The sequence below is a fragment of the Bradyrhizobium sp. USDA 4353 genome, assembly GCF_054063215.1.
The window spans coordinates 5,883,140-5,901,752 of record NZ_JBSSGB010000001.1; the positions used below are offsets into that span (position 1 = coordinate 5,883,140).

General features: G+C 66.0%; 21 protein-coding genes. 12 read left to right on the plus strand and 9 right to left on the minus strand.

The window, feature by feature from the left end; genetic code table 11:
- The first annotated feature begins 55 nt into the window (after positions 1 to 55).
- The 4 genes from rpsF (at position 56) to rplI (ending at position 2,483) form a co-directional block, all read left to right on the plus strand.
- Positions 56 to 517 (plus strand): 30S ribosomal protein S6, encoded by a 462-nt coding sequence (gene rpsF / locus ACVILH_RS26655; RefSeq protein ID WP_434861223.1) that lies wholly within the window; start codon positions 56 to 58, stop codon positions 515 to 517.
- Positions 518 to 522: 5 nt separating this feature from the next.
- Complete coding sequence (gene rpsR / locus ACVILH_RS26660) at positions 523 to 762, plus strand: 30S ribosomal protein S18 (RefSeq protein WP_006610961.1); 240 nt, start codon at positions 523 to 525, stop codon at positions 760 to 762.
- A gap of 135 nt (positions 763 to 897) precedes the next feature.
- A complete protein-coding gene (locus ACVILH_RS26665) occupies positions 898 to 1,842 on the plus strand; it encodes a hypothetical protein (protein WP_456715546.1) in 945 nt (314 codons plus the stop codon).
- A 50-nt stretch (positions 1,843 to 1,892) separates the two neighbouring features.
- Positions 1,893 to 2,483, plus strand: a complete 591-nt coding sequence (gene rplI / locus ACVILH_RS26670; protein WP_006610963.1) for a 50S ribosomal protein L9 — start codon at positions 1,893 to 1,895, stop codon at positions 2,481 to 2,483.
- Between the two features lie 56 nt (positions 2,484 to 2,539).
- On the opposite strand, the gene ACVILH_RS26675 is transcribed toward rplI, so the two are convergent.
- The gene (locus ACVILH_RS26675) at positions 2,540 to 3,340 is read right to left on the minus strand and encodes a hypothetical protein (RefSeq protein WP_456715547.1); all 801 of its coding nucleotides are present in this window, start codon (positions 3,338 to 3,340) and stop codon (positions 2,540 to 2,542) included.
- A gap of 394 nt (positions 3,341 to 3,734) precedes the next feature.
- On the opposite strand from ACVILH_RS26675, the gene ACVILH_RS26680 reads away from it, so the two are divergent.
- The 3 genes from ACVILH_RS26680 (at position 3,735) to alr (ending at position 8,575) form a co-directional block, all read left to right on the plus strand.
- Positions 3,735 to 4,985, plus strand: a complete 1,251-nt coding sequence (locus tag ACVILH_RS26680) for a class I SAM-dependent methyltransferase (RefSeq protein WP_456715548.1) — start codon at positions 3,735 to 3,737, stop codon at positions 4,983 to 4,985.
- 848 nt (positions 4,986 to 5,833) lie between these two features.
- A complete protein-coding gene (locus ACVILH_RS26685) occupies positions 5,834 to 7,342 on the plus strand; it encodes a replicative DNA helicase (protein ID WP_456715549.1) in 1,509 nt (502 codons plus the stop codon).
- Between the two features lie 45 nt (positions 7,343 to 7,387).
- Positions 7,388 to 8,575 (plus strand): alanine racemase, encoded by a 1,188-nt coding sequence (gene alr, locus ACVILH_RS26690; RefSeq protein WP_456715550.1) that lies wholly within the window; start codon positions 7,388 to 7,390, stop codon positions 8,573 to 8,575.
- Positions 8,576 to 8,802: 227 nt separating this feature from the next.
- On the opposite strand, the gene ACVILH_RS26695 is transcribed toward alr, so the two are convergent.
- On the minus strand, positions 8,803 to 9,192 hold the full coding sequence (locus ACVILH_RS26695) for a hypothetical protein (RefSeq protein ID WP_456715551.1): 390 nt from the start codon (positions 9,190 to 9,192) through the stop codon (positions 8,803 to 8,805).
- A 209-nt stretch (positions 9,193 to 9,401) separates the two neighbouring features.
- On the opposite strand from ACVILH_RS26695, the gene ACVILH_RS26700 reads away from it, so the two are divergent.
- Positions 9,402 to 10,106 carry a hypothetical protein gene (locus ACVILH_RS26700; protein ID WP_456715552.1) on the plus strand — a complete coding sequence of 235 codons (705 nt, stop codon included), beginning with the start codon at positions 9,402 to 9,404 and terminating at the stop codon, positions 10,104 to 10,106.
- Positions 10,107 to 10,490: 384 nt separating this feature from the next.
- Here the strand turns inward: ACVILH_RS26700 and ACVILH_RS26705 are convergent, their stop codons facing one another.
- On the minus strand, positions 10,491 to 10,769 hold the full coding sequence (locus tag ACVILH_RS26705; RefSeq protein ID WP_456715553.1) for a hypothetical protein: 279 nt from the start codon (positions 10,767 to 10,769) through the stop codon (positions 10,491 to 10,493).
- A gap of 111 nt (positions 10,770 to 10,880) precedes the next feature.
- Positions 10,881 to 11,447 (minus strand): GNAT family N-acetyltransferase, encoded by a 567-nt coding sequence (locus ACVILH_RS26710; protein ID WP_456715554.1) that lies wholly within the window; start codon positions 11,445 to 11,447, stop codon positions 10,881 to 10,883.
- A 169-nt stretch (positions 11,448 to 11,616) separates the two neighbouring features.
- On the opposite strand from ACVILH_RS26710, the gene ACVILH_RS26715 reads away from it, so the two are divergent.
- A complete protein-coding gene (locus ACVILH_RS26715) occupies positions 11,617 to 12,948 on the plus strand; it encodes an aminotransferase class V-fold PLP-dependent enzyme (protein ID WP_456715555.1) in 1,332 nt (443 codons plus the stop codon).
- Between the two features lie 171 nt (positions 12,949 to 13,119).
- On the opposite strand, the gene ACVILH_RS26720 is transcribed toward ACVILH_RS26715, so the two are convergent.
- Both ACVILH_RS26720 and ACVILH_RS26725 read right to left on the minus strand, forming a co-directional pair.
- Positions 13,120 to 13,575, minus strand: coding sequence for a hypothetical protein (locus ACVILH_RS26720; RefSeq protein ID WP_456715556.1), 456 nt, complete (start codon positions 13,573 to 13,575; stop codon positions 13,120 to 13,122).
- Between the two features lie 203 nt (positions 13,576 to 13,778).
- Positions 13,779 to 14,021 carry a hypothetical protein gene (locus ACVILH_RS26725; RefSeq protein WP_456715557.1) on the minus strand — a complete coding sequence of 81 codons (243 nt, stop codon included), beginning with the start codon at positions 14,019 to 14,021 and terminating at the stop codon, positions 13,779 to 13,781.
- A 28-nt stretch (positions 14,022 to 14,049) separates the two neighbouring features.
- Here ACVILH_RS26725 and xth point away from each other — a divergent pair, with 28 nt between their 5' ends.
- The gene (xth, locus tag ACVILH_RS26730) at positions 14,050 to 14,871 is read left to right on the plus strand and encodes an exodeoxyribonuclease III (RefSeq protein WP_456715558.1); all 822 of its coding nucleotides are present in this window, start codon (positions 14,050 to 14,052) and stop codon (positions 14,869 to 14,871) included.
- Positions 14,872 to 14,878: 7 nt separating this feature from the next.
- Here the strand turns inward: xth and ACVILH_RS26735 are convergent, their stop codons facing one another.
- Together ACVILH_RS26735 and ACVILH_RS26740 are read right to left on the minus strand one after the other, a co-directional pair.
- Positions 14,879 to 15,370, minus strand: a complete 492-nt coding sequence (locus tag ACVILH_RS26735) for a hypothetical protein (protein ID WP_456715559.1) — start codon at positions 15,368 to 15,370, stop codon at positions 14,879 to 14,881.
- 162 nt (positions 15,371 to 15,532) lie between these two features.
- Entirely contained in the window at positions 15,533 to 16,258 is a 726-nt protein-coding gene (locus ACVILH_RS26740; protein ID WP_456715560.1) for an alpha/beta fold hydrolase, read from the minus strand.
- A gap of 102 nt (positions 16,259 to 16,360) precedes the next feature.
- On the opposite strand from ACVILH_RS26740, the gene ACVILH_RS26745 reads away from it, so the two are divergent.
- Positions 16,361 to 17,329 carry a helix-turn-helix domain-containing protein gene (locus ACVILH_RS26745; protein WP_456715561.1) on the plus strand — a complete coding sequence of 323 codons (969 nt, stop codon included), beginning with the start codon at positions 16,361 to 16,363 and terminating at the stop codon, positions 17,327 to 17,329.
- A gap of 4 nt (positions 17,330 to 17,333) precedes the next feature.
- Here the strand turns inward: ACVILH_RS26745 and ACVILH_RS26750 are convergent, their stop codons facing one another.
- Complete coding sequence (locus ACVILH_RS26750; protein WP_456715562.1) at positions 17,334 to 17,618, minus strand: hypothetical protein; 285 nt, start codon at positions 17,616 to 17,618, stop codon at positions 17,334 to 17,336.
- 257 nt (positions 17,619 to 17,875) lie between these two features.
- Between ACVILH_RS26750 and ACVILH_RS26755 the strand changes: the two genes are divergently transcribed.
- Entirely contained in the window at positions 17,876 to 18,601 is a 726-nt protein-coding gene (locus ACVILH_RS26755) for a sulfite exporter TauE/SafE family protein (RefSeq protein WP_456715563.1), read from the plus strand.
- Positions 18,602 to 18,613 lie beyond the last annotated feature (12 nt).

Sequence of the window (18,613 nt, forward strand, 5' to 3'; positions counted from 1 at the left end):
ACAAGGGCTCGAAGGGCTTGACGCCGGGATTTGCGCCAACTTGGAAAGGACAGCCATGCCGCTTTACGAGCATGTTTTCCTCGCGCGTCAGGACGCGAGCACCCAGCAGGTGGAAGAACTGACGGCTCAGATGACCGGTATCGTCGAGGGTCTCGGCGGTAAGGTCACGAAGACCGAGAACTGGGGCGTTCGCTCCCTCACCTACCGTATGAACAAGAACCGCAAGGCGCACTTCGTGCTGCTCAACATCGACGCGCCGTCCGCGGCGATCGCCGAGATCGAGCGCCAGGAGCGGATCAGCGAGGACGTGATCCGTTACCTCAGCGTCCGCGTCGAGGAGCTCGAGGAAGGTCCGTCGGCGATGATGCGCAAGGCCGATCGCGATCGTGAGCGCGACGACCGCGGCGGCGGCTTCCGTGGTGAGCGCGATGGCGGCGGCTTCCGTGGCGATCGCGGTGACCGTGGCGATCGTGGCCCGCGCCGGCCCCGTGACGAAGAAACTGCGGACGAGGAGTAAGATCAATGGCTGAAGCCCCCGCACGTCGCCCGTTCTTCCGCCGCCGCAAGACCTGCCCGTTCACGGGCCCGAACGCGCCGAAGATCGACTACAAGGACTCCAAGCTCCTGATGCGCTACGTCTCCGAGCGCGGCAAGATCGTGCCGAGCCGCATCACGGCGGTGTCCGCCAAGAAGCAGCGTGAGCTGGCTCGCGCCATCAAGCGCGCCCGCTTCCTCGGCCTGCTGCCCTACGTCATCCGCTAAGCGCGGACTTCGAGCCGGCGGCCTGGTGCCGCCGGCTCGTTCTGTTTTTGAATTCTCATAAGGCTTCCGGGTCGTCCGGTCGCCGATGGTTGGGGCCTCCTGGCCTCTAACCGCTCGAAGGGAGCGGGACAGCTGATGATCGGAACGCTTCTCATCGCGCTCGCGGCAGGCGCTGCCTCTGCCGTCATGTTCGCCTCGACCGTGTCGGGCGTGATGATGTCGGTTGTCCTGGCGCTGTTCGCTGCCGTTCCGCTGATGGTCGCCGGCATCGCCTGGGGCCGGCTCTGCGCCGCCATCGGCGGCCTCTTTGCAACGGCTTGCGTGGCCGTCTTCAGCTTCTCGCGTGCCGAGATCTTCGCGATATCTGTCGCCCTTCCCGCCTGGTGGCTCGGCCATCTGGTTCTGCTCGGCCGGACGATGACCACGCCGTCCGGTCAGGACGCCGTCGAATGGTATCCGCCCGGCAACATCCTGCTCTGGGTCGCCGTGATCGCTGCGCTGATTGTCGCGTTCACCTTCGGCACCGACGTGTCGGCGACGGAGCAGTCCTTCAGGCGGCTGCTGGAGCGCGTGCTGGCCAGGACCGGGTCGCCCGCGGGCGTCGACATTCCCCGCCTGCTCGAGCTGCTGGTGTTCATGGCGCCGATGATGGTGGCGATGATCATGACCACCATCCTCACGCTGAACGTCGTGATCGCCGCCAAGATCGCTGCGATCTCGGGCCGTCTGCTGCGCCCCTGGCCGCGCCTGCGCGAGACCAAGCTGCCGCTGATGACGCTGCCTGCCCTGTTTGCCATCATTGCCTTCTGCTTCCCGGGCGGCCTGGTCGGCCTGCTGGCGCGGATCGCCGCCGCGGCGGTGATGACGGCGTACGCGCTCACCGGCTTTGCGGTGCTGCATACGCTGACCTTGCCGCTGCGGACGCGGCCGCTGTGGCTCGGCCTCGCCTATGCGCTGATGCTGACCTTCATCTGGCCAATCCCCGTGCTGGCCATGGTTGCGCTCGGCCTCGCCGACGCCGCCTTCGACCTCCGCCACCGCTTCGGCCCCAGGCGGCCGCCGCCGTTGCCCGTGCCCTGAAAAACCAACCTCACACCAACTGCTTCCGAACATCCTGAAGGAGAACATTGATGGAAGTCATTCTGCTGGAACGTGTCGCCAAGCTCGGCCAGATGGGCGAGATCGTCAAAGTGAAGGACGGGTTCGCCCGCAACTTCCTGCTCAAGCGCAAGAAGGCGCTGCGCGCGACGGCCGAGAACAAGGCCAAGTATGAGGGCATGAAGGCCGAGCTCGAGGCCAACAACATCAAGGCCAAGGGCGAGGCGTCCAAGGTCGCCGAGAAGATCGACGGCCGCGACATCGTCATCATCCGCCAGGCCTCCGAATCCGGCCAGCTGTTCGGCTCGGTCTCGGTCCGCGACATCGTCACCGCGCTCGCCGCCGACGGCATCACCGTCAGCCGGCCGCAGGTCTGGCTCGATGCGCCGATCAAGACCATCGGCCAGCAGAAGATCACCATCGCGATCCACCCGGAGGTCGAGACCTCGGTGACCGTGACGGTGGCCCGCAGCGCCGACGAGGCCGAGCGCATCAAGCGCGGCGAGGACATCTCGACCCGCCAGGAGGACCGCGACGCGGCCGCCGAGGCCATCGCCGCCGCCGGCGAGTTCTTCGATCCGGAGGCCCAGGACGAGGGCGCTGCCGAGCCGGCTGCGCAGTAAGCGAAACGCATCAAAAACACGAAGCCCGGCTCATCGAGCCGGGCTTTTTCCTAGTCTCACCGCGATGGCGACGACGGCACTGAGGGATCCGCCGGAACCGACTGGGTGGTCGCCGGGGCCGGCGTCACCGGCGGCACCGGATCGGCGCGCAGCGCAGGCGCCGCCTCGCTCGACTTGGCCGGCTCGACCCGCGGCGGCTCGGAGCGTGCCGCGCTGTCGTCGCGGGCCGGAGCCGGAGCGGTCGCGCCGGTCGGCTCGCTCTTGGTCTCATCTGCAGCGGCGCCTTCCTGGGCCGGCTTCTTGCGCTTGCCGAGCTTGCCCTTCTTGGCGGGCGGAGCCGCCTCGCCGTCAGCCGGCGCGGCAGCCGGATCGGCGCCGGCTTCGGGCTTGGTCTCGGCCGGCGCCGAGCGCTTCGAATGATGGCCGCGGCGGCGCGGCTCGGCCGGGCTCGCGGCATCCTCTGCCGGCTTGGCCTCGGGCTTGGCCTCGGACGGCTCGGCCGCAGTCGCCCGCGCCCGCCGCTCGGAGCGCGTCTCCTTGCCCTCCTTATTACCGTCCTTGCCCGAATGGCCCATGTAGCGCGCATCGGCGGCGCCGTTGGAGATCAGGTAGTTCGCGAGCACGCCGGCCATGTCAGGGCTCGTCGTGTAATGCTGGCGGAGAAATCCTGGCAGCGATCCCGCCGAGACAGTCTTGGCGAGACCGCGCGGCGATTTGTGGCAGACCGCGCAGGTCCCGCTGAACAACTGAGCCGGGGACTTCCCCGCGTCCAAATTCTCCTGCGCCCTGGCCGCTCCCGCCAGGCCCACGCAGAACACGGCAACCACCGCCGCCAAATTGAGCGCTCGGCCCACCATTCTCATTCTCCAGCCTATGGTCTTGCCCCACACGGCAGCGTTCGCGACATCAGCCGCCGTGCTTCCCTCGCCACCGGCGACGTTCAAATCGTCACCTGCGGTCATCCCAGGCCGCGTTCGGCGTTGAGGCGCCGAACACCGGCTAAACGCCGGTGGCCGACGCCTTTTTAGCGGATCGGAAGGGGAATGAAAGCGCACAGATGCCCCACCGCCCGGCTGTCCAGCCTTCGATGTGGATGGGGAATAACGGCCTTGTGTCCTCGGGGATGGCACGAGATATGCCTCCTAACTAACATATGTCAGCGTGGAACGGGAACCAATCGGTTCTCGACGCGTCGAGTGCGACAGCCGGGCAAGTCAGCATCTCACGGGGGTAGCTCGTTGGGTGGTGGGAATGGACCGTTTGCTGCGTCGTTTGTTGAGTAGCTTCATCTGCCGTGGGTCGATCAGCTTCACGACCGCCGACGGCGTGACCTTCAGCTGCGGGGATGGCACCGGCGTCCCCGTCGCAGCGCGGTTTCGCACCCGGGAGGCCGAGCGCCGGCTCCTGACCAATCCCGAGCTCGCGCTCGGCGAAACCTATATGGACGGCACGTTCGTGCTCGAGCGGGGATCGATCGCGGATCTGCTGGCCATCATCATGAGCCAGCCGGCCGTGATGCCCGATTGGGCCAAGCCGCAATGGTGGCTGCGATACCTGATGCGCCCGCTGCGCCAGCTCAACATCAAGGCACGCGCGCGCCGAAACGTTGCGCATCACTATGATCTCGACGGGCGGCTCTACTCGCTCTTCCTCGATGCCGACCGGCAATATTCCTGCGCCTACTTCGCCACGCCGGACACCACGCTGGACGATGCCCAGCTCGCTAAGAAGCGGCATCTCGCGGCCAAGCTGCTGATCGAGCCCGGCCACCGCATCCTCGACATCGGCTGCGGCTGGGGCGGCCTCGGCCTCTACCTCGCCGAGATGACCGGCGCCGACATCACCGGCGTGACCTTGTCCACCGAGCAGCTGCAGGTCGCCAATGCGCGCGCGGCGGAACGACAGCTCTCGGCCTCCGCGCGCTTCCTGCTGCAGGACTATCGCGACGTCCCCGGCACGTTCGACCGCATCGTCTCGGTCGGCATGTTCGAGCATGTCGGGGCGGCGTTCTACGACACCTTCTTCCGCCGCTGCGCCGAGCTGCTCGATGAGAACGGCGTCATGCTGCTGCATTCGATCGGGCGCTCGGAAGGGCCTGATTCCACAAATCCGTGGATCGCCAAATACATCTTCCCCGGCGGCTACATTCCGGCGCTGTCGGAGGTGTTGCCGGCGATCGAGCGCGCCGGGCTCCTGGTCTGCGACATCGAGATCCTGAGGCTGCATTACGCCGAGACGCTGAAGGCCTGGCGCGAGCGCTTCATGGCCCGCCGCGAGGAGGCCGTGCAGCTCTATGACGAGCGCTTCGCACGGATGTGGGAGTTCTATCTGGCCGCCTCGGAGATGGCGTTCCGCAAGCAGAACATGATGAACTTCCAGATCCAGCTCACCAAGCGCCAGGGCATCGTGCCGATGACTCGCGACTACATCCATCGCGAGGAGGCGCGCCTGCGCGCGCTGGAGCGCGGCACCCGTCCGGCGCTGCGGATGGCGGGGGAGTAGCGTGTGTCGCCAGCGCGCAGGCTGTCGATGAGCCGATGCGTTGCGAGGACCCAATGTGTCTCCACGCTCCCCGCTGTCGTCCCTGCGAACGCAGGGACCCATAATCACAGGTGGCTGTTGAGGCGCGCAACTGGGCCGGCATTGTGCGTCAGCATGCCTCCCTGTGGTTATGGATCCCGGGTCGGCGCCGCAAGGCCGCTGCCGCGGCCTCGCGGCTTGCCCGGGACGACAGCGGAGAACATCTGCTGGATCTCGAACTGCCCAAGCAAAGCCGTCGCTCTGCAGCTGCTTGCTTAGCCTCTCTATTTGAAGATGCGCCTTGTATTTCCCACACCCTGAAAAAGAGATCGCGCTCATCCGCCTCAAACTTTCGAACAAATCGTTCGATCTGTGAACTGGCTCACAGACCCCGGGAAAGCCCGGCCGTAATGTCCCGGCATGATCAAGAGCCCGGCACGAGCCATGTTGGAACCCCAGACCGACTTCAGCACCGACTACGCGCTGATTGCCGCGGGTGTGGGCGCGTCCCTGATCGCGCTGCTGTATCTGCTGCTGGTCTGAGCAGCCGCGCGGACCCTGAGGTGGATGCAGCACGCCTGCTTGCACCGGCCGTTCCCATCTCGCACGATCCCGGCCGCAGGCTGCGCATCTCGCCGCTTGATTGCACCGCGGTTCCGCTTCCCCATGGGCAGCCTTGAGTCCGGCCGGTTCCGTCAAGCACGGCATCTGGCGAGTCCGGATTCATCCACCAGATTTACCGGACGGTGAATAGCGCCCACGTTTCGCTTCCGCTTCGCACACGATCGGCGCTTTATCCCCTCCCCTGCAAAGCTGCTAAACACGCATCCATGGCATTGACCGATTCGAACGTACACAAGCTGGCTTCTGCGGACGCCGCAACGCCGACCTATCGCAGCGCGCCTCACAACATCGAGGCGGAGCAAGGTCTGCTCGGCGCGATCCTCGTCAACAACGACGCGTTCTATCGCGTCTCGGACTTCCTCGAGCCGAAGCATTTCTACGAGCCGCTGCATCAGACCATCTTCGAGACGACAGCCAGTCTGATCCGGATGGGCAAGATCGCGACGCCGGTGACGTTGAAGACGTTCCTGCCGGCGGACGTCGATCTCGGCGGCATGACCGTCGGCCAGTACCTGGCGCGTCTCGCCGCCGAGGCGACGACGATCATCAACGCGCAGGACTATGGCCGCACCATCTACGACCTGTCGTTGCGCCGCGACCTGATCGGCATCGGCGAGGACATGGTCAACGTCGCCTATGACGCCCCGGTCGACTTCGCGCCGCGCAACCAGATCGAGGATGCCGAGCGCCGGCTCTATGAGCTTGCGGAATCCGGCCGTTACGACGGCGGTTTCCAGAAATTCTCGCAGGCGCTGACGACAGCGCTCGACATGGCCGCGAAAGCGTTCCAGCGCGACGGCAAGCTCTCGGGCATCTCGACGGGCCTGCGCGATCTCGACGCCAAGATGGGCGGCTTGCAGCACTCCGACTTGATCATCCTCGCCGGCCGTCCCGGCATGGGCAAGACCTCGCTCGCCACCAACATCGCCTACAATGTCGCGCAGGCCTATGTTCCGGAGCTGCAACCGGACGGCACCTACAAGGCCGCGCAAGGCGGCGTGGTCGGGTTCTTCTCGTGCGAAATGAGCGGCGAGCAGCTCGCCACCCGTATCGTCGCCGAGCGCTCCGGCATTCCCTCCAGCATGATCCGCCGCGGCGGCATCACCGAGGCCGATTTCGAGAAGCTGCGCGAGTGCTCGATCGAGCTGCAGTCGCTGCCGTTCTATGTCGACGAAACCGGCGGCATCTCGATCTCGCAGGTGATGGCGCGCGCCCGCCGCCTGAAGCGGCAGAAGGGTCTCGACCTCCTGGTGATCGACTACATCCAGCTGCTCGCCGGCTCCGGCAAGCGCGGCAGCGACAACCGCGTGCAGGAAATCACCGAGATCACCACCAGCCTCAAGGCGCTGGCCAAGGAGCTCAACGTTCCCATCATCGCGCTGTCGCAGCTGTCGCGTCAGGTCGAAAACCGCGACGACAAGCGGCCGCAACTGTCCGACCTGCGTGAATCCGGCTCGATCGAGCAGGACGCCGACGTCGTGCTGTTCGTGTACCGCGGCGAATACTACCTGGCTGCCAAGGAGCCGCGCCCCGGCACCGAGGAGCACCAGAAGTGGCAGATGGAAATGGAACAGGCGCTGGGCAAGGCCGAGGTGATCATCGGCAAGCAGCGTCACGGTCCGACCGGCACCGTCGAGCTGCACTTCGATGCCTCGGTCACCCGCTTCGGTGACCTCGCCCATGACGGTATGCCACCGCAGCATCACGACTATTGACCGGGTGCTGTTGAACGGACGCGCTGCGGCGCGTAAAAGCGCCGCATGAGTGTTCCCGAACCGAAACCTGCCGAGCAGCCGCACTTGGCTGACGAGGTCAACCAAATCCCTGCCAGCGCGACCGGCGTGCTGACCATCGATCTCGATGCGCTCGCCGCCAATTGGCGCAAGCTGGAAAAGACCGCGGTGCCGGCCGAATGCGCCGGCGTGATCAAGGCCGATGCCTATGGCTGCGGCATTCCGCAGGTGGCGCGCACGCTTGCGGCTGCCGGCTGCAAGACCTTCTTCGTCGCCTCGCTCGGCGAGGCCAAGGTGGCGCGCAGCGCCCTGCCCGACTCCGCCGCGCTCTACGTGCTCGACGGCTTCTTCCAGAACACCGGCGAGGACTACGCCGCGATCAACTGCCGCCCCGTCATTGGCGATCTCAACGAGCTCGCCGAATGGGACATGTTCTGCCGTCGCACCGGCTGGAAGGGCGGCGCCGCGATTCATGTCGATACCGGCATGAACCGGCTCGGCCTCACGCCGCTGGACGCCCAAGGCATGATCCCGCGCATCCAGAGCGGCGACCACGGCATCACCCTGGTGATGAGCCATCTGGCGTCGGCCGAGCAGGTCAACAGCCCCGCCAATGCGCGCCAGCTCGCGACCTTCCGCGAGGTCACCAGCGTCTTCACCGGCGTGCCGGCCGCGCTCGCGGCGTCCTCCGGTATCTTCCTCGGCGCCTCCTTCCAGTTCGACATGGTGCGCCCCGGTGCTGCGCTCTACGGCGTGAACCCGACGCCCGAGGCCGACAACCCGATGCAGCCGGTCGCCGAGATCAAGGCCCGCATCGTGCAGCTGCGCGACCTCGCCCGCGGCGATGTCGTCGGCTATGGCGGCACCTGGACGGCGCGCCGCCCGACCAAGATCGCGATCCTCTCCGCCGGCTATGCCGACGGCTATTTCCGCGCCGCCTCGTCCAACGACGGCACCCGCGGCGCCGACGTCATCATCGCCGGCCAGCGCTGTCCCGTGGCGGGGCGCGTCTCGATGGACCTCATCGCGGTGGATGTCACCGACCTGCCGCCGAAGGCCGCCCGCCGCGGCCACTTCGCCACCCTGCTTGGCGAAGGCATCACGGTGGACGAGCTCGCGCATCATTTCGGCACCATCGGCTACGAGGTCCTGACCAATCTCGGCCACCGCTATCACCGCATCTACAAGGGCGGCGCGGCGGTCGCGGAGAGCTGAGCTTCCGCAGCAGGCGTGGACGTTGGTATCGGCACCAGCTCACGACGTCGCCCGCTGCCGTGGTGGCTCTCCCGCTTTCGGCCACCAAGCATGCACCATCGTTCTCGCGGCATGAAATGCCCGAGGTCTGCATCTCGTTGTCACCCTCTTCGCAAGACGAGGGCGCAGGGAATGCCGGGTGCTGGCCGCAACCCATGGCCCGCCTGCAGAAAAAAAGCAGGCGGCAGTCACCACAGGTCCAGCCGGTCAACCGGCATTCCCTGCGCGATGGCTTCACGTCTTATGCGCACTCTCCCCGGGGATCGGCTGTCTTGCCCCCGTGACCGGCGGATCATCATCACCACCAGCGTAGCATCGGCGTCGAGATGCCAGGACCATACGTTTTCGACGTGCGCCTCGAGCCGTTCGTCCGCACGGCCAAGCCATGCTGCGACCCGAAGCGCCCACCGCATCCCACCCCGCGTGCCGTGACGATCGCGATACGCCCCTCGTGCCGAGGCGGGACGAAGGGAGTGAACCATATTTTTCTGATAAACGGAAGCCGAATATTTTTCGCGAAGGGACTGGACAGGGGTTGTCGCGTTGAGATTGCTCGCGAAATTCGTCGCGTCGCGCACGCGAGCTCGCGCCGCGACAGGAAGGTTCGGCCTGACAGCACCGGTCAGTCGGTGATTGAGTCTCCGCAGAAACCTGAGGTAGATTAATCGGACAAAGCTGATCGACCGGCGTGATGACGAACCAATTGCCGCATTCCCAGCCCATTGCACGTCGCAAGCCGGGCGCCTTCGCCATCAGCTGCTGCGTCTCCGTTACGGGACACGTTGTCTTGGTGCTGCTGTTGCTGCTCAGACAGCACGTGGCCCCCCTACCTGATGATCCGTCGCCGGTCGATGTCGTACTGACGGAAGACAAGCCCGCGCAGGCCGCCTACCTGGACAACCGAGACCTCGTCGAGAAGCACGCCAACGCCGCGCCGGCCAACCTGAATGTCGACGGTGTCCACCGGCCAACGCAGGCTGGATTCGATGGATCTGATCCGCACTCCGGGCCGGCGGGATCGCTCGTGCCGGGTGAGGGCGAGTTGACGGCAGGAGACCTAACCGGCTCCGGTCACGCCGTGGTCGTGGCCGCGATCGGCCCGGCGCCACCGCAAGCGACCACACGTCAGCCGGGCGATGACGAGCGCACGGCCGTCGAACAGCAGGACGTTCAGTGCGGTCGCCTGGCGAAGACCGAACTCAGCACGCATCCGCTGCGACACCAGTCCAGGGTGGTGGGATTCATGACCGACACGCAAGCAGCAGCAGCGCAGCCGAAGGATCAGGCCAGAGTCGACCGGCGGCTCAATCCGAACTACATCGTAGCGCAACGTGTCTTTGTTCGAAGACTGCTCACGGGCATGGGGGTCGTCGTGGTCATTCCGGCCGGCATGACGGTGAACATCGGAGATGTGATCGAACAGGATGGCGCCTATATCGATCCGACGGACCCTTGTCAGTACATCCCGAACGTCGCTGTGAGCCATAGGTGACACCAACCTAAACGACACCAGCGTTCGTGCTCCCTAAGCCTCCAGCGACCGAGACGTAACCAAGATCAACCGCGTTGAGTCCACGGCATGCAAAGAAGATCGTCTCGGTAGATCATACAACTTGGGCGGCCGAAATCTTCGGGTGACCGCCCCCCGTGACCCCTTTGTCCGATTCCACAAGAGTCACCGCGCAAACAGAGGCCTGCACAAACGGTGGAGCAAGGGGCCGGCGTTACTTCGCAGTCACATGATCAGTCACTTCATAGGAGCGACGATCGAACCGACCCTTTCCCTGCGGAAATAGGTCGTAAACAACGCATGAGACATCGAGCCCCCCGCATGTCGCTGAGCTCATGTGGACTACCGAATGCCTCCGGGGCTTCGCTATTGCCCGATCCCCAGCGAGCCGGGCCGCGGCTCGCTGCGCGCGACCGGCGGGGCATAGGGGCTGGTGTCGACCCGGTCGTCCTCGGGGCGATAGCGGTAGCGCGGGACGATGTTGTAGTCGGGGATCCAGAACGGGTCCCGTGCGGCGGGCACGTCGATCACGAGCCGCTCCGGCCGCTGAACCACGCGACGCGAGTCGAGCCGCGATGCGGCCTGTGCGGTGGCGCTGAGCGCGGCTGCCGTTGCGAGCGCCAAGGTGATGGTGATTGCTCTCATGTTTCGGACCTTTCTGGCCATGGACCAAGGCAACGAGAGCGGCGCAATGGTGTTCCCAGTGCCTCAGCGACCGTCCGACCAATGATCCTTGGCGCCGACTGGCCCTCGGCGTCAAAGCGCTTCCCACCCGCGCTTGTCCGTCACCAGCAGCGCGTACAGCATATCGTCGCGCCATTCGCCGGCGACGCGCAGATGGTCGCGCAGCCTTCCCTCGCAGCGGAAGCCGAGCTTTTCGGCCAGACCGCGCGAGGCGGCGTTGTCGGGATGAATGAAGGCCTGCACGCGGTGCAGGCCGAGCTCGCCGAAGCAGAAGTCGAGCATCGCCGCGACCGCCTCGGTGGCGATGCCGGTGCGCTGCCTCCCGGGATCGACGATGTAGCCGATCGTGACGCGCCGGCTCCGCATCTGGCCGTCGTGATAGTTGACCATGCCGACGCAGCGGTCGCTCCCGGCCTCCGCGACCGCCCAGAACCGGTAGTAGGACGGCGTGCAGTCGACGAAGCGACGCACGGCGCGCTCGCTCTCGCTCGGCTTGGTGTAGGCTGCGTGATTCCAGAACCGCATGGCAGCGGCATCACTGAGGCAACGATGCATCGCTTCGGCATCATCGGGCCGGAACTGCCGCAAGCGCAGACGCGGGGTCGAGAGGATCGGGTGCGGGATGGGGGCTTTGGCCATGGCGGGTGTCCTCGGTGCGCGGCATAACCGTACCAGTGATCCCGCTGGGAGCGCCAGCTCGGTTGCCGACGGGCCAAAAGCTGTCCAGTGATCATCGAAGCGTCACGCCGCCGTCATCGCGGTTTCGCCGTGCGCTGCTCTCTGCTCGCCCGCACGAAAAGAGGTTTCCATGCATCCGACCCAGACGATCTCGTCGCACCGCCGCTCGATCCTGAAGGGGCTGGCGGCCGCCGCGATGACGCCCCTCGCCACGGCGGCCATGGCTGGCGAGACGGCTAGCGAGGAGCTGCCGAAGCTGACGGGCGACACGGCCGCCGAGATCGCCACCGACGCGGGCTATTGGGCCGCGGTGCGCCGGCTCTATGCGGTCACGCCTGACATCGTCAATCTGGAGAACGGCTATTGGGGCGTGATGCCGGAGCCGGTCCGGCGCGAGTTCATGCGCCAGACCGAGATGGTCAACAGAGAGAATTCCTATTACGCGCGGCAGCGCTTCGGCGCGGATTTCGAAGCAGTGCGCGTGAAAGTAGCGGAGGCGGTCGGCGCGGCACCGCAGGAAATCGCGCTGACGCGTGGCGCCACCGAGGCGCTGCAGCTCCTGATCAGCGGCTACAACCGGCTGAAGCCGGGCGACAGCGTGCTCTATGCCGATCTCGACTACGACTCGATGCAATATGCGATGAACGCGCTGAAGACGCGGCGCGGCGTCGACGTGGTGAAGTTCAACATTCCGGAGCCGGCGACCCGGCAGGCCGTGCTCGACGCCTATGCCAGCGCGCTGGAAGCCAATCCGAAGACGCGGCTGTTGCTGGTGACGCATGTGAGCCACCGCACCGGGCTTGTAATGCCGGTCGCCGAGATCGTTCGCATGGCGAAGGCCAAGGGTATCGACACCATCGTCGACGCGGCGCATTCCTGGGGCCAGATCGACATCAAGGTCGGCGATATCGAGGCCGATTTCATCGGCTTCAACCTGCACAAATGGATCGGCGCGCCGCTCGGCATCGGCTTCCTCTATATCCGCAAGGACCGGCTCGACAGCATCGACCGCGACATGGGCGACGAGGATTTTCCCGAGAGCGACATCCGCTCGCGCGTGCATACGGGCACGATGAATTTCGCGACCGTGCTGACGGTGCCGACCGCGATCGCCGTGCACCAGGAGATCGGCGCCGCGGCCAAGCAGGCGCGCCTGCGCCACCTGCGCGACGCCTGGGTCAGCCGCGCCCGCGCGTTCAAGGGGCTGGAGATCCTGACGCCGGACGAGCCCGGCCTGTACGGCGCCATCACCTCGTTCCGGCTCACCGGCAAGACCAGCAAGGCGGACAATGAGGCGATCGTGGCGAAGCTGCGCGACGAGCACAAGGTGCTCACCGTGCGCCGCGCCGGCGTCGCCAACGGCCAATGCGTCCGCGTGACGCCGGCGCTCTACAACAGCGAGGCGGATCTCGACCGGCTGGTGGAGGCGCTGGCAATCCTCACCGGCAGCAAGGCGGGATGAAACGCGAGGGCGCTGCGCATCGGCGCAAAGCGCAGATGATCACGAGTGGCCGGAGATCACCCCGGACCGATCGGCCTGTTACTGAGGGACGCTCGAACGACTGGGCCGTGCCCCGCCACCGGCCGCCACGATCTTGTCGATCTCCTGCAGCCGGACGAACGCCGCCCGTCGCTATTTGCCGGTCAGCTTGATCGAGCCCAAGATCTTGGTCATCGCCGCGGCGTTGCGCTGGAAGCCGTCCGCCGTGCCCCATTGCGCGACCTGAAGACAGCGCTTGCCCGGCAGGGGTGCGACCAGGGCCACGATCTGTCTCGCCTTCTTGTCTTCCGTCGCCGCGTATTGCGTCGCCGTGCCCTGCAGGCCGGGAAGCGGCTGCGCGCTCTCCTTGGCGGACGCGCGATCGATGGCCATGCCGTTGCGGGTCAGCATCGCAACCACGTCGTCGCGCGCGGCTGCGCAATTATCGCCGTTGAACGTGTAGATCGACATGAAGAAGGCATTGCCGGGCGCGGCGGCGTCGACGCCGTCCTCGGAATGATTGGGATTCCAGCCATCCGGAACGGTGACCGTGAAGGCCGATTTCTCATAGGGAACGCCGAACGTCCCCGCGACGGAAGCGGTCGTCATGACCATCATGCTCAACGCACCGATCAGTGCTCTCATCTGTCCCTGCCCTTCGAATGGCGCAGCGAGCGCGCCCACCCCAACGCGCCTGCGGCGCGCCGTATTGGTCGCACCAGCGCGCGGCCCGGTTCACCCGAGATCATCGATAAACAGGCCGATGACGTCCTTGATATCGCGGTTCATCAAGCTGCTCCCCTGAAAGCCGGCTACTCCTTGGTGTCGGCCTTGTAGGCGTCCAGCATCTTCTTGCAGGTGTCGGCGAGCTGGGCATAGTTGCGCGTGAGGCAGGCGATGATGCGGCCGCCGCCGGGGATCATGCCGAGGCAGAACTTGTCGTAATCGGCCTGGCAGGCGGCGCGCTCCTCGTCGGTCGGCTGCCGTTGCGCCTGCGCCGCGGGGGCGACCGCGACCGTCAGCGTGAACAAAATGGCGGTTGCGAGCTTTGTCATCCCAGTCGATCCCTTCAGCGGCGGCATCATGAAGATCGCGACCTTCAACATCAACAATGTCCGGCGACGTCTCCCCAACTTGCTGGCCTGGCTGCACGCCGCCAAGCCTGATGTCGTCTGCCTGCAGGAGCTGAAATCTGCGCAGAACGAATTTCCGGTCGATGAGATCGGCAAGGCCGGCTACGGCGCGGTGTGGCAGGGACAGAAGACCTGGAACGGCGTCGCGATCCTCGCGCGCAAATCCGAGCCGGTGCTGATCCGCACCGCCCTGCCCGGCGCGCCGGCCGACAAGGAGGCGCGCTATATCGAGGCCGCGGTACGCGGCATCGTGATCGGCTGCCTGTATCTGCCGAACGGCAATCCGCAGCCGGGGCCGAAATTCGACTACAAGCTCGCCTGGTTCAAGCGGCTGCACAGGCACGCGGCGAAGTTCATCAAGGACGACCTGCCGGTCGTGCTCGCCGGCGACTACAATGTCGCGCCGACGGCGCTGGATATCTATCCAACGACATCGTGGGACAAGGATGCGCTGATCCAGCCGAAGAGCCGCGCGGCTTACAAGGCGCTGGTCGATCAGGGCTGGTGCGACGCGATCCGCACGGTGCATCCGTCTCAGCCGATGTTCACCTTCTGGGACTACAAGCGCAACCGCTGGCCGCGCGATGCCGGCCTGCGGCTCGATCATCTGCTGCTCAGCCCGCGGCTCGCGCCGCGCCTCGCCAAGGCCGGGGTCGACCGCGCCATTCGCGGTGAGGACGGTGCCAGCGATCACGCGCCGGCGTGGATCGTGTTGAAACGGAGTGCCTGGCCAAGCCGGTCGCGCAAACGGACTAACAAAAACGGCGCGTGAGATCGGCTCAGCCGCGATCCGGCCAGACCTCCTCGAGCTGCGTCGCGCGCTCCGGCAGGCCCTCCGTGAGCGTCGCGGTGCCGCCGCACACCGGCAGGTGCACCACGAGGCTCGCGGCATCCGGGACATTGGCGCGCGGGGTGATGTTCCACAGCATGATCTCCTGGGGCGTGCGGCGGATCTCCTTGAACTCGTAGCTGTAGGTCTCGGAGCCGCGGGGATATTCGCGCCAGATGTTGCCCTCCTTGCGGAAGCTGCTCTGCGTGCCGCCGAAGCGATCCGCGTAGGTCAGGCAGGCCGGCAGGTTCAGCATGTCCAGCGTGGCCGAGCGGATGTTGGAGACGGCGGGAATGACGCTGTTCACCGCGCCGATGGCGGCAAACACCGTGGTCAGCGCGCCGGCCGCCATCGCAAGCCAGGTCTTCGATGCGCCCGGCTTGGCGCTGATCGACTTGCTGGACAGAAGCTTGGACGACGACGTCAGATGGAGCTGGGTCATGACTGCGTTCTCCGATGTTTCGCAGGGGGTTTGCTGACCAACCGGGTCCGTTCATCGGAGATCAATCTCGCAAGTCTCAGCCGTGGCGAATGTGAGGCGGGTCACAACCAGACATTTCCGCTCACCTTCGCTACACGGCTGACGGTCAACAGTGCTGTCCTATCAGTCGCGCCCCGCATCCATGATCGCCTGCGCAAGCCGTGCCGGGTCGGAGAAGCACAGCTCGTGGCTGCCGGGCACCTGCACCAGGCGGAACAGGCCGAGCTTGCCGGACAGGCGCGGATGCCATGGCAGGCTGTGCGGCAGCGCCGTGTCCTCGGTGCAGTTGATGTAGGACTTGGCGATGGTCATCTCGGCCGGATTGGTCTTCAGCTTGATCGGATCGGTGAAGGTCTTGTTGGGATGCGGATTGAGGATCTCGTAGGTGCGCGTGGCCGTGGCGAGATCGGCATCGTTGATGAAGGCCTCGCGCCAGATCGGGAACGGCAGCATCACCGAGCCATCGCCACGCTCGGACGCGACAGCATCGAACAGCGCGACATAGTGCGGCGGCACCATGTCGTTGAGGCATTCGCCGTCATTCGGCACGAAGGCATTCCAATAGATCAGCCGGCGGATGCGCTCGGGGATGCGATCGGCGACGCCGGTGATGACCATGCCGCCATAGGAATGGCCCATCAGCACGGCGTCGGTGATGTCGTGCGCGGCGAAGTAGTCGACGATCGAGCTGATGGCCTCGTCGAGGCCTGTGGTCTTGGCGTCGCCGGGACGGTTGCCGCTGATGGTCGGAAGATGCACGGTGTGGCCGGCGGCGCGGATCGGCGCGGCGACCGGCTCGAGCTCGGCGCCGGTATGCCAGGCGCCGTGGACCAGGACATAGGTTGACATGATCATGTTCCTTTGCACGATGAGGGACGGTGCAAGAAGGATGGCCGGACCGCGGTCGCCGCGCTTGGCTGCAACTGAACCGATTGGTCTCGGAGTGAACCGATGCCGGGCGTGGAGGCTGAGCGTCAGCGGAGCTGGAATACGGCGGCGGTGCGGCCAGCCGAGCAGTTCTCGTATTATCGCGAGGCGATCTGCCAGGCGTTCATGAACCTGACGCCGGAGCCGGCCCGCGGCAGCGGCTTTGCCGCGGAGGTGCAGCATGTCAGCCTCGGCAGCGGCGCCATCAACCGCGTCACCTTCCCGGAGCACATCGTGCGCCGCTCGCGCACCGACATCGCCGCTTCAGGCCAGCGCTGCTTCTATCTCAACCTGAAGCTCGCCGGCCGTTGCACCATCCTGCAGGACGAGCACGAGGTCAGCCTGTCCGCCGGACAGGTTGGCATCTTCGACAGCGACCGCACCTTCGTGCTGCAGCACGACCGCGGCCCGTCGCTCGGTGTCATCTCATTCCGCGTCCCCGCCGCTTTGCTGCTCGACCGGCTGCCGGCAGCGACGGATGTCGCGCCGGCGCGGCTGTCCGACGATCCCTGCCTCGGCGCGCTGATCGTCGAGACCGCGCGCTCGCTCAACGCCAATGCGCTGCGGCTCGCACCTGATCAGGCCACCGCACTGTTCGACGTGCTGCTCGATCTCGTCGCGCTGAGCGTGTCGCGCAGCCGCGAGGCGCATGCGACGGCTTCGTTTGCTGACGCGACGACCTTGGCGCTGCGCCGCGCCATCCACGAGCGGCTGCGCGAACCCGGCCTGACGGTGGCAACCATCGCGGCATCGGTCGGGATCAGCGAACGCTACGTGCACAAGCTCCTGGCGCGCGCCGGCACCAGCTTCTCGGAGATCGTGATGGCGCGAAGGCTCGACGGCGTGGCGCGCGATCTGCGCGATCCTGCCTGCGCGGGCCATGACATCGGCCGCATCGCGTTCGACTGGGGCTTTTCGGATCTGTCGCACTTCTCGCGCCGCTTCAAGCAGCGCTTCGGCCTGCGCCCGCGCGACTGGCGCGCAGGCTGCTGAGAGCTCAGACTGACAGCCGCCGCGCGTTCGCCGCGACGTGCTCGCGATAGCGACCGACGACATCGGCCGGCGATGCGCCGAAGCACAGGCTTGCCGCCGCCTCGAAGGCGGCCGCGATCTTCTCTGTCACCATCAGTTGCGCTTCGTGCGAGGCGTCGTCATCGCAGCGCACGAACTTCTCGAGCCGTAGGCAGATCACCTCGCCAGCCTCCATCGCCAGCATCGCGCCTGCGAACAACGGAAACGCTGTCGCGGATGACGTGGGTCTCGGCTGATGATTCCTGCGCATCGTCGTCTCGCTCGAAAGATGTCGGCTCACATGCGACGAATACGCTTCAACTTTTAATGATGCAGACGCACAATCATCGGCGATTTCGAGTCGGGTCGAACCAGCTGTTAACCACCGGCGCAGCTCTCTCCTCCGTCATTGCGAGCGCAGCGAAGCAATCCAGGGCGATGCGTGACGCCCCTGGATTGCTTCGTCGCTTCGCTCCTTGCAATGACGAGCGGAAAGGTCGTGCCTCATCCCTGCGGAGGACGACACCCTTGGGCTTCCTGTTCGTCCTCGCGGTCGGCCTCGTTGCCGGCACTCTGTCCGGCATCGTCGGCACGGGATCGTCGATCATGCTGATGCCGGTGCTCGCCTATGAGTACGGACCCAAGGAGGCCGTGCCGATCATGGCGGTCGCGGCTGTCATGGCGAACCTGTCGCGCATCCTGGCTTGGTGGCGCGAGGTCGACTGGCGCGCTTGCGCGGCCTATTCGGTCACGGGCATTCCCGCTGCGGCGTTCGGCGCGCGAACGCTTTTGATCCTGCCGTCACATGCGGTCGACATCACCATCGGGCTCTTTCTCATGGCGATGGTGCCGGTGCGGCATTGGCTGGCGCGGCACGAGATCAAGGCCAACCTCTGGCACCTCGCGCTCGGCGGTGGGGTGATCGGATTTCTGACCGGCATCGTGGTCTCGACCGGGCCGCTCAGCGTGCCGCTGTTCCTGTTCTATGGGCTGTCGAAGGGCGCGTTCCTCGCCACCGAGGCCGCGAGCTCGCTCGGCCTCTACGTCTCGAAATCCATCACCTTCCAGCGCTTCGGCGCGCTGACGCCGGACGTCCTGCTGAAGGGCCTGATCGCCGGCGGCTCGCTGATGGCCGGCGCCTTCGTGGCCAAGCGCTTCGTGCTGCACATGAAGCCGGACGTGTTCCGCCTGGTGATGGATGGCATCATGCTGGCCGCGGGCCTAAGTATGTTATGGAACGCCATTCACTCCTGACCGCATCGATTC

Coding starts and splice junctions, on each gene's coding strand:
- ACVILH_RS26685 (WP_456715549.1), top strand. CDS start 5,834: ATGGCATTGACCGATTCGAACGTACACAAGCTGGCTTCTGCGGACGCC.
- rpsR (WP_006610961.1), top strand. CDS start 523: ATGGCTGAAGCCCCCGCACGTCGCCCGTTCTTCCGCCGCCGCAAGACC.
- ACVILH_RS26740 (WP_456715560.1), bottom strand. CDS start 16,258: ATGTCAACCTATGTCCTGGTCCACGGCGCCTGGCATACCGGCGCCGAG.
- ACVILH_RS26715 (WP_456715555.1), top strand. CDS start 11,617: ATGCATCCGACCCAGACGATCTCGTCGCACCGCCGCTCGATCCTGAAG.
- ACVILH_RS26720 (WP_456715556.1), bottom strand. CDS start 13,575: ATGACGACCGCTTCCGTCGCGGGGACGTTCGGCGTTCCCTATGAGAAA.
- ACVILH_RS26710 (WP_456715554.1), bottom strand. CDS start 11,447: ATGGCCAAAGCCCCCATCCCGCACCCGATCCTCTCGACCCCGCGTCTG.
- xth (WP_456715558.1), top strand. CDS start 14,050: ATGAAGATCGCGACCTTCAACATCAACAATGTCCGGCGACGTCTCCCC.
- ACVILH_RS26675 (WP_456715547.1), bottom strand. CDS start 3,340: ATGGTGGGCCGAGCGCTCAATTTGGCGGCGGTGGTTGCCGTGTTCTGC.
- ACVILH_RS26725 (WP_456715557.1), bottom strand. CDS start 14,021: ATGACAAAGCTCGCAACCGCCATTTTGTTCACGCTGACGGTCGCGGTC.
- ACVILH_RS26680 (WP_456715548.1), top strand. CDS start 3,735: ATGGACCGTTTGCTGCGTCGTTTGTTGAGTAGCTTCATCTGCCGTGGG.
- ACVILH_RS26745 (WP_456715561.1), top strand. CDS start 16,361: ATGCCGGGCGTGGAGGCTGAGCGTCAGCGGAGCTGGAATACGGCGGCG.
- ACVILH_RS26705 (WP_456715553.1), bottom strand. CDS start 10,769: ATGAGAGCAATCACCATCACCTTGGCGCTCGCAACGGCAGCCGCGCTC.
- ACVILH_RS26735 (WP_456715559.1), bottom strand. CDS start 15,370: ATGACCCAGCTCCATCTGACGTCGTCGTCCAAGCTTCTGTCCAGCAAG.
- rplI (WP_006610963.1), top strand. CDS start 1,893: ATGGAAGTCATTCTGCTGGAACGTGTCGCCAAGCTCGGCCAGATGGGC.
- ACVILH_RS26665 (WP_456715546.1), top strand. CDS start 898: ATGATCGGAACGCTTCTCATCGCGCTCGCGGCAGGCGCTGCCTCTGCC.
- alr (WP_456715550.1), top strand. CDS start 7,388: ATGAGTGTTCCCGAACCGAAACCTGCCGAGCAGCCGCACTTGGCTGAC.
- rpsF (WP_434861223.1), top strand. CDS start 56: ATGCCGCTTTACGAGCATGTTTTCCTCGCGCGTCAGGACGCGAGCACC.
- ACVILH_RS26750 (WP_456715562.1), bottom strand. CDS start 17,618: ATGCGCAGGAATCATCAGCCGAGACCCACGTCATCCGCGACAGCGTTT.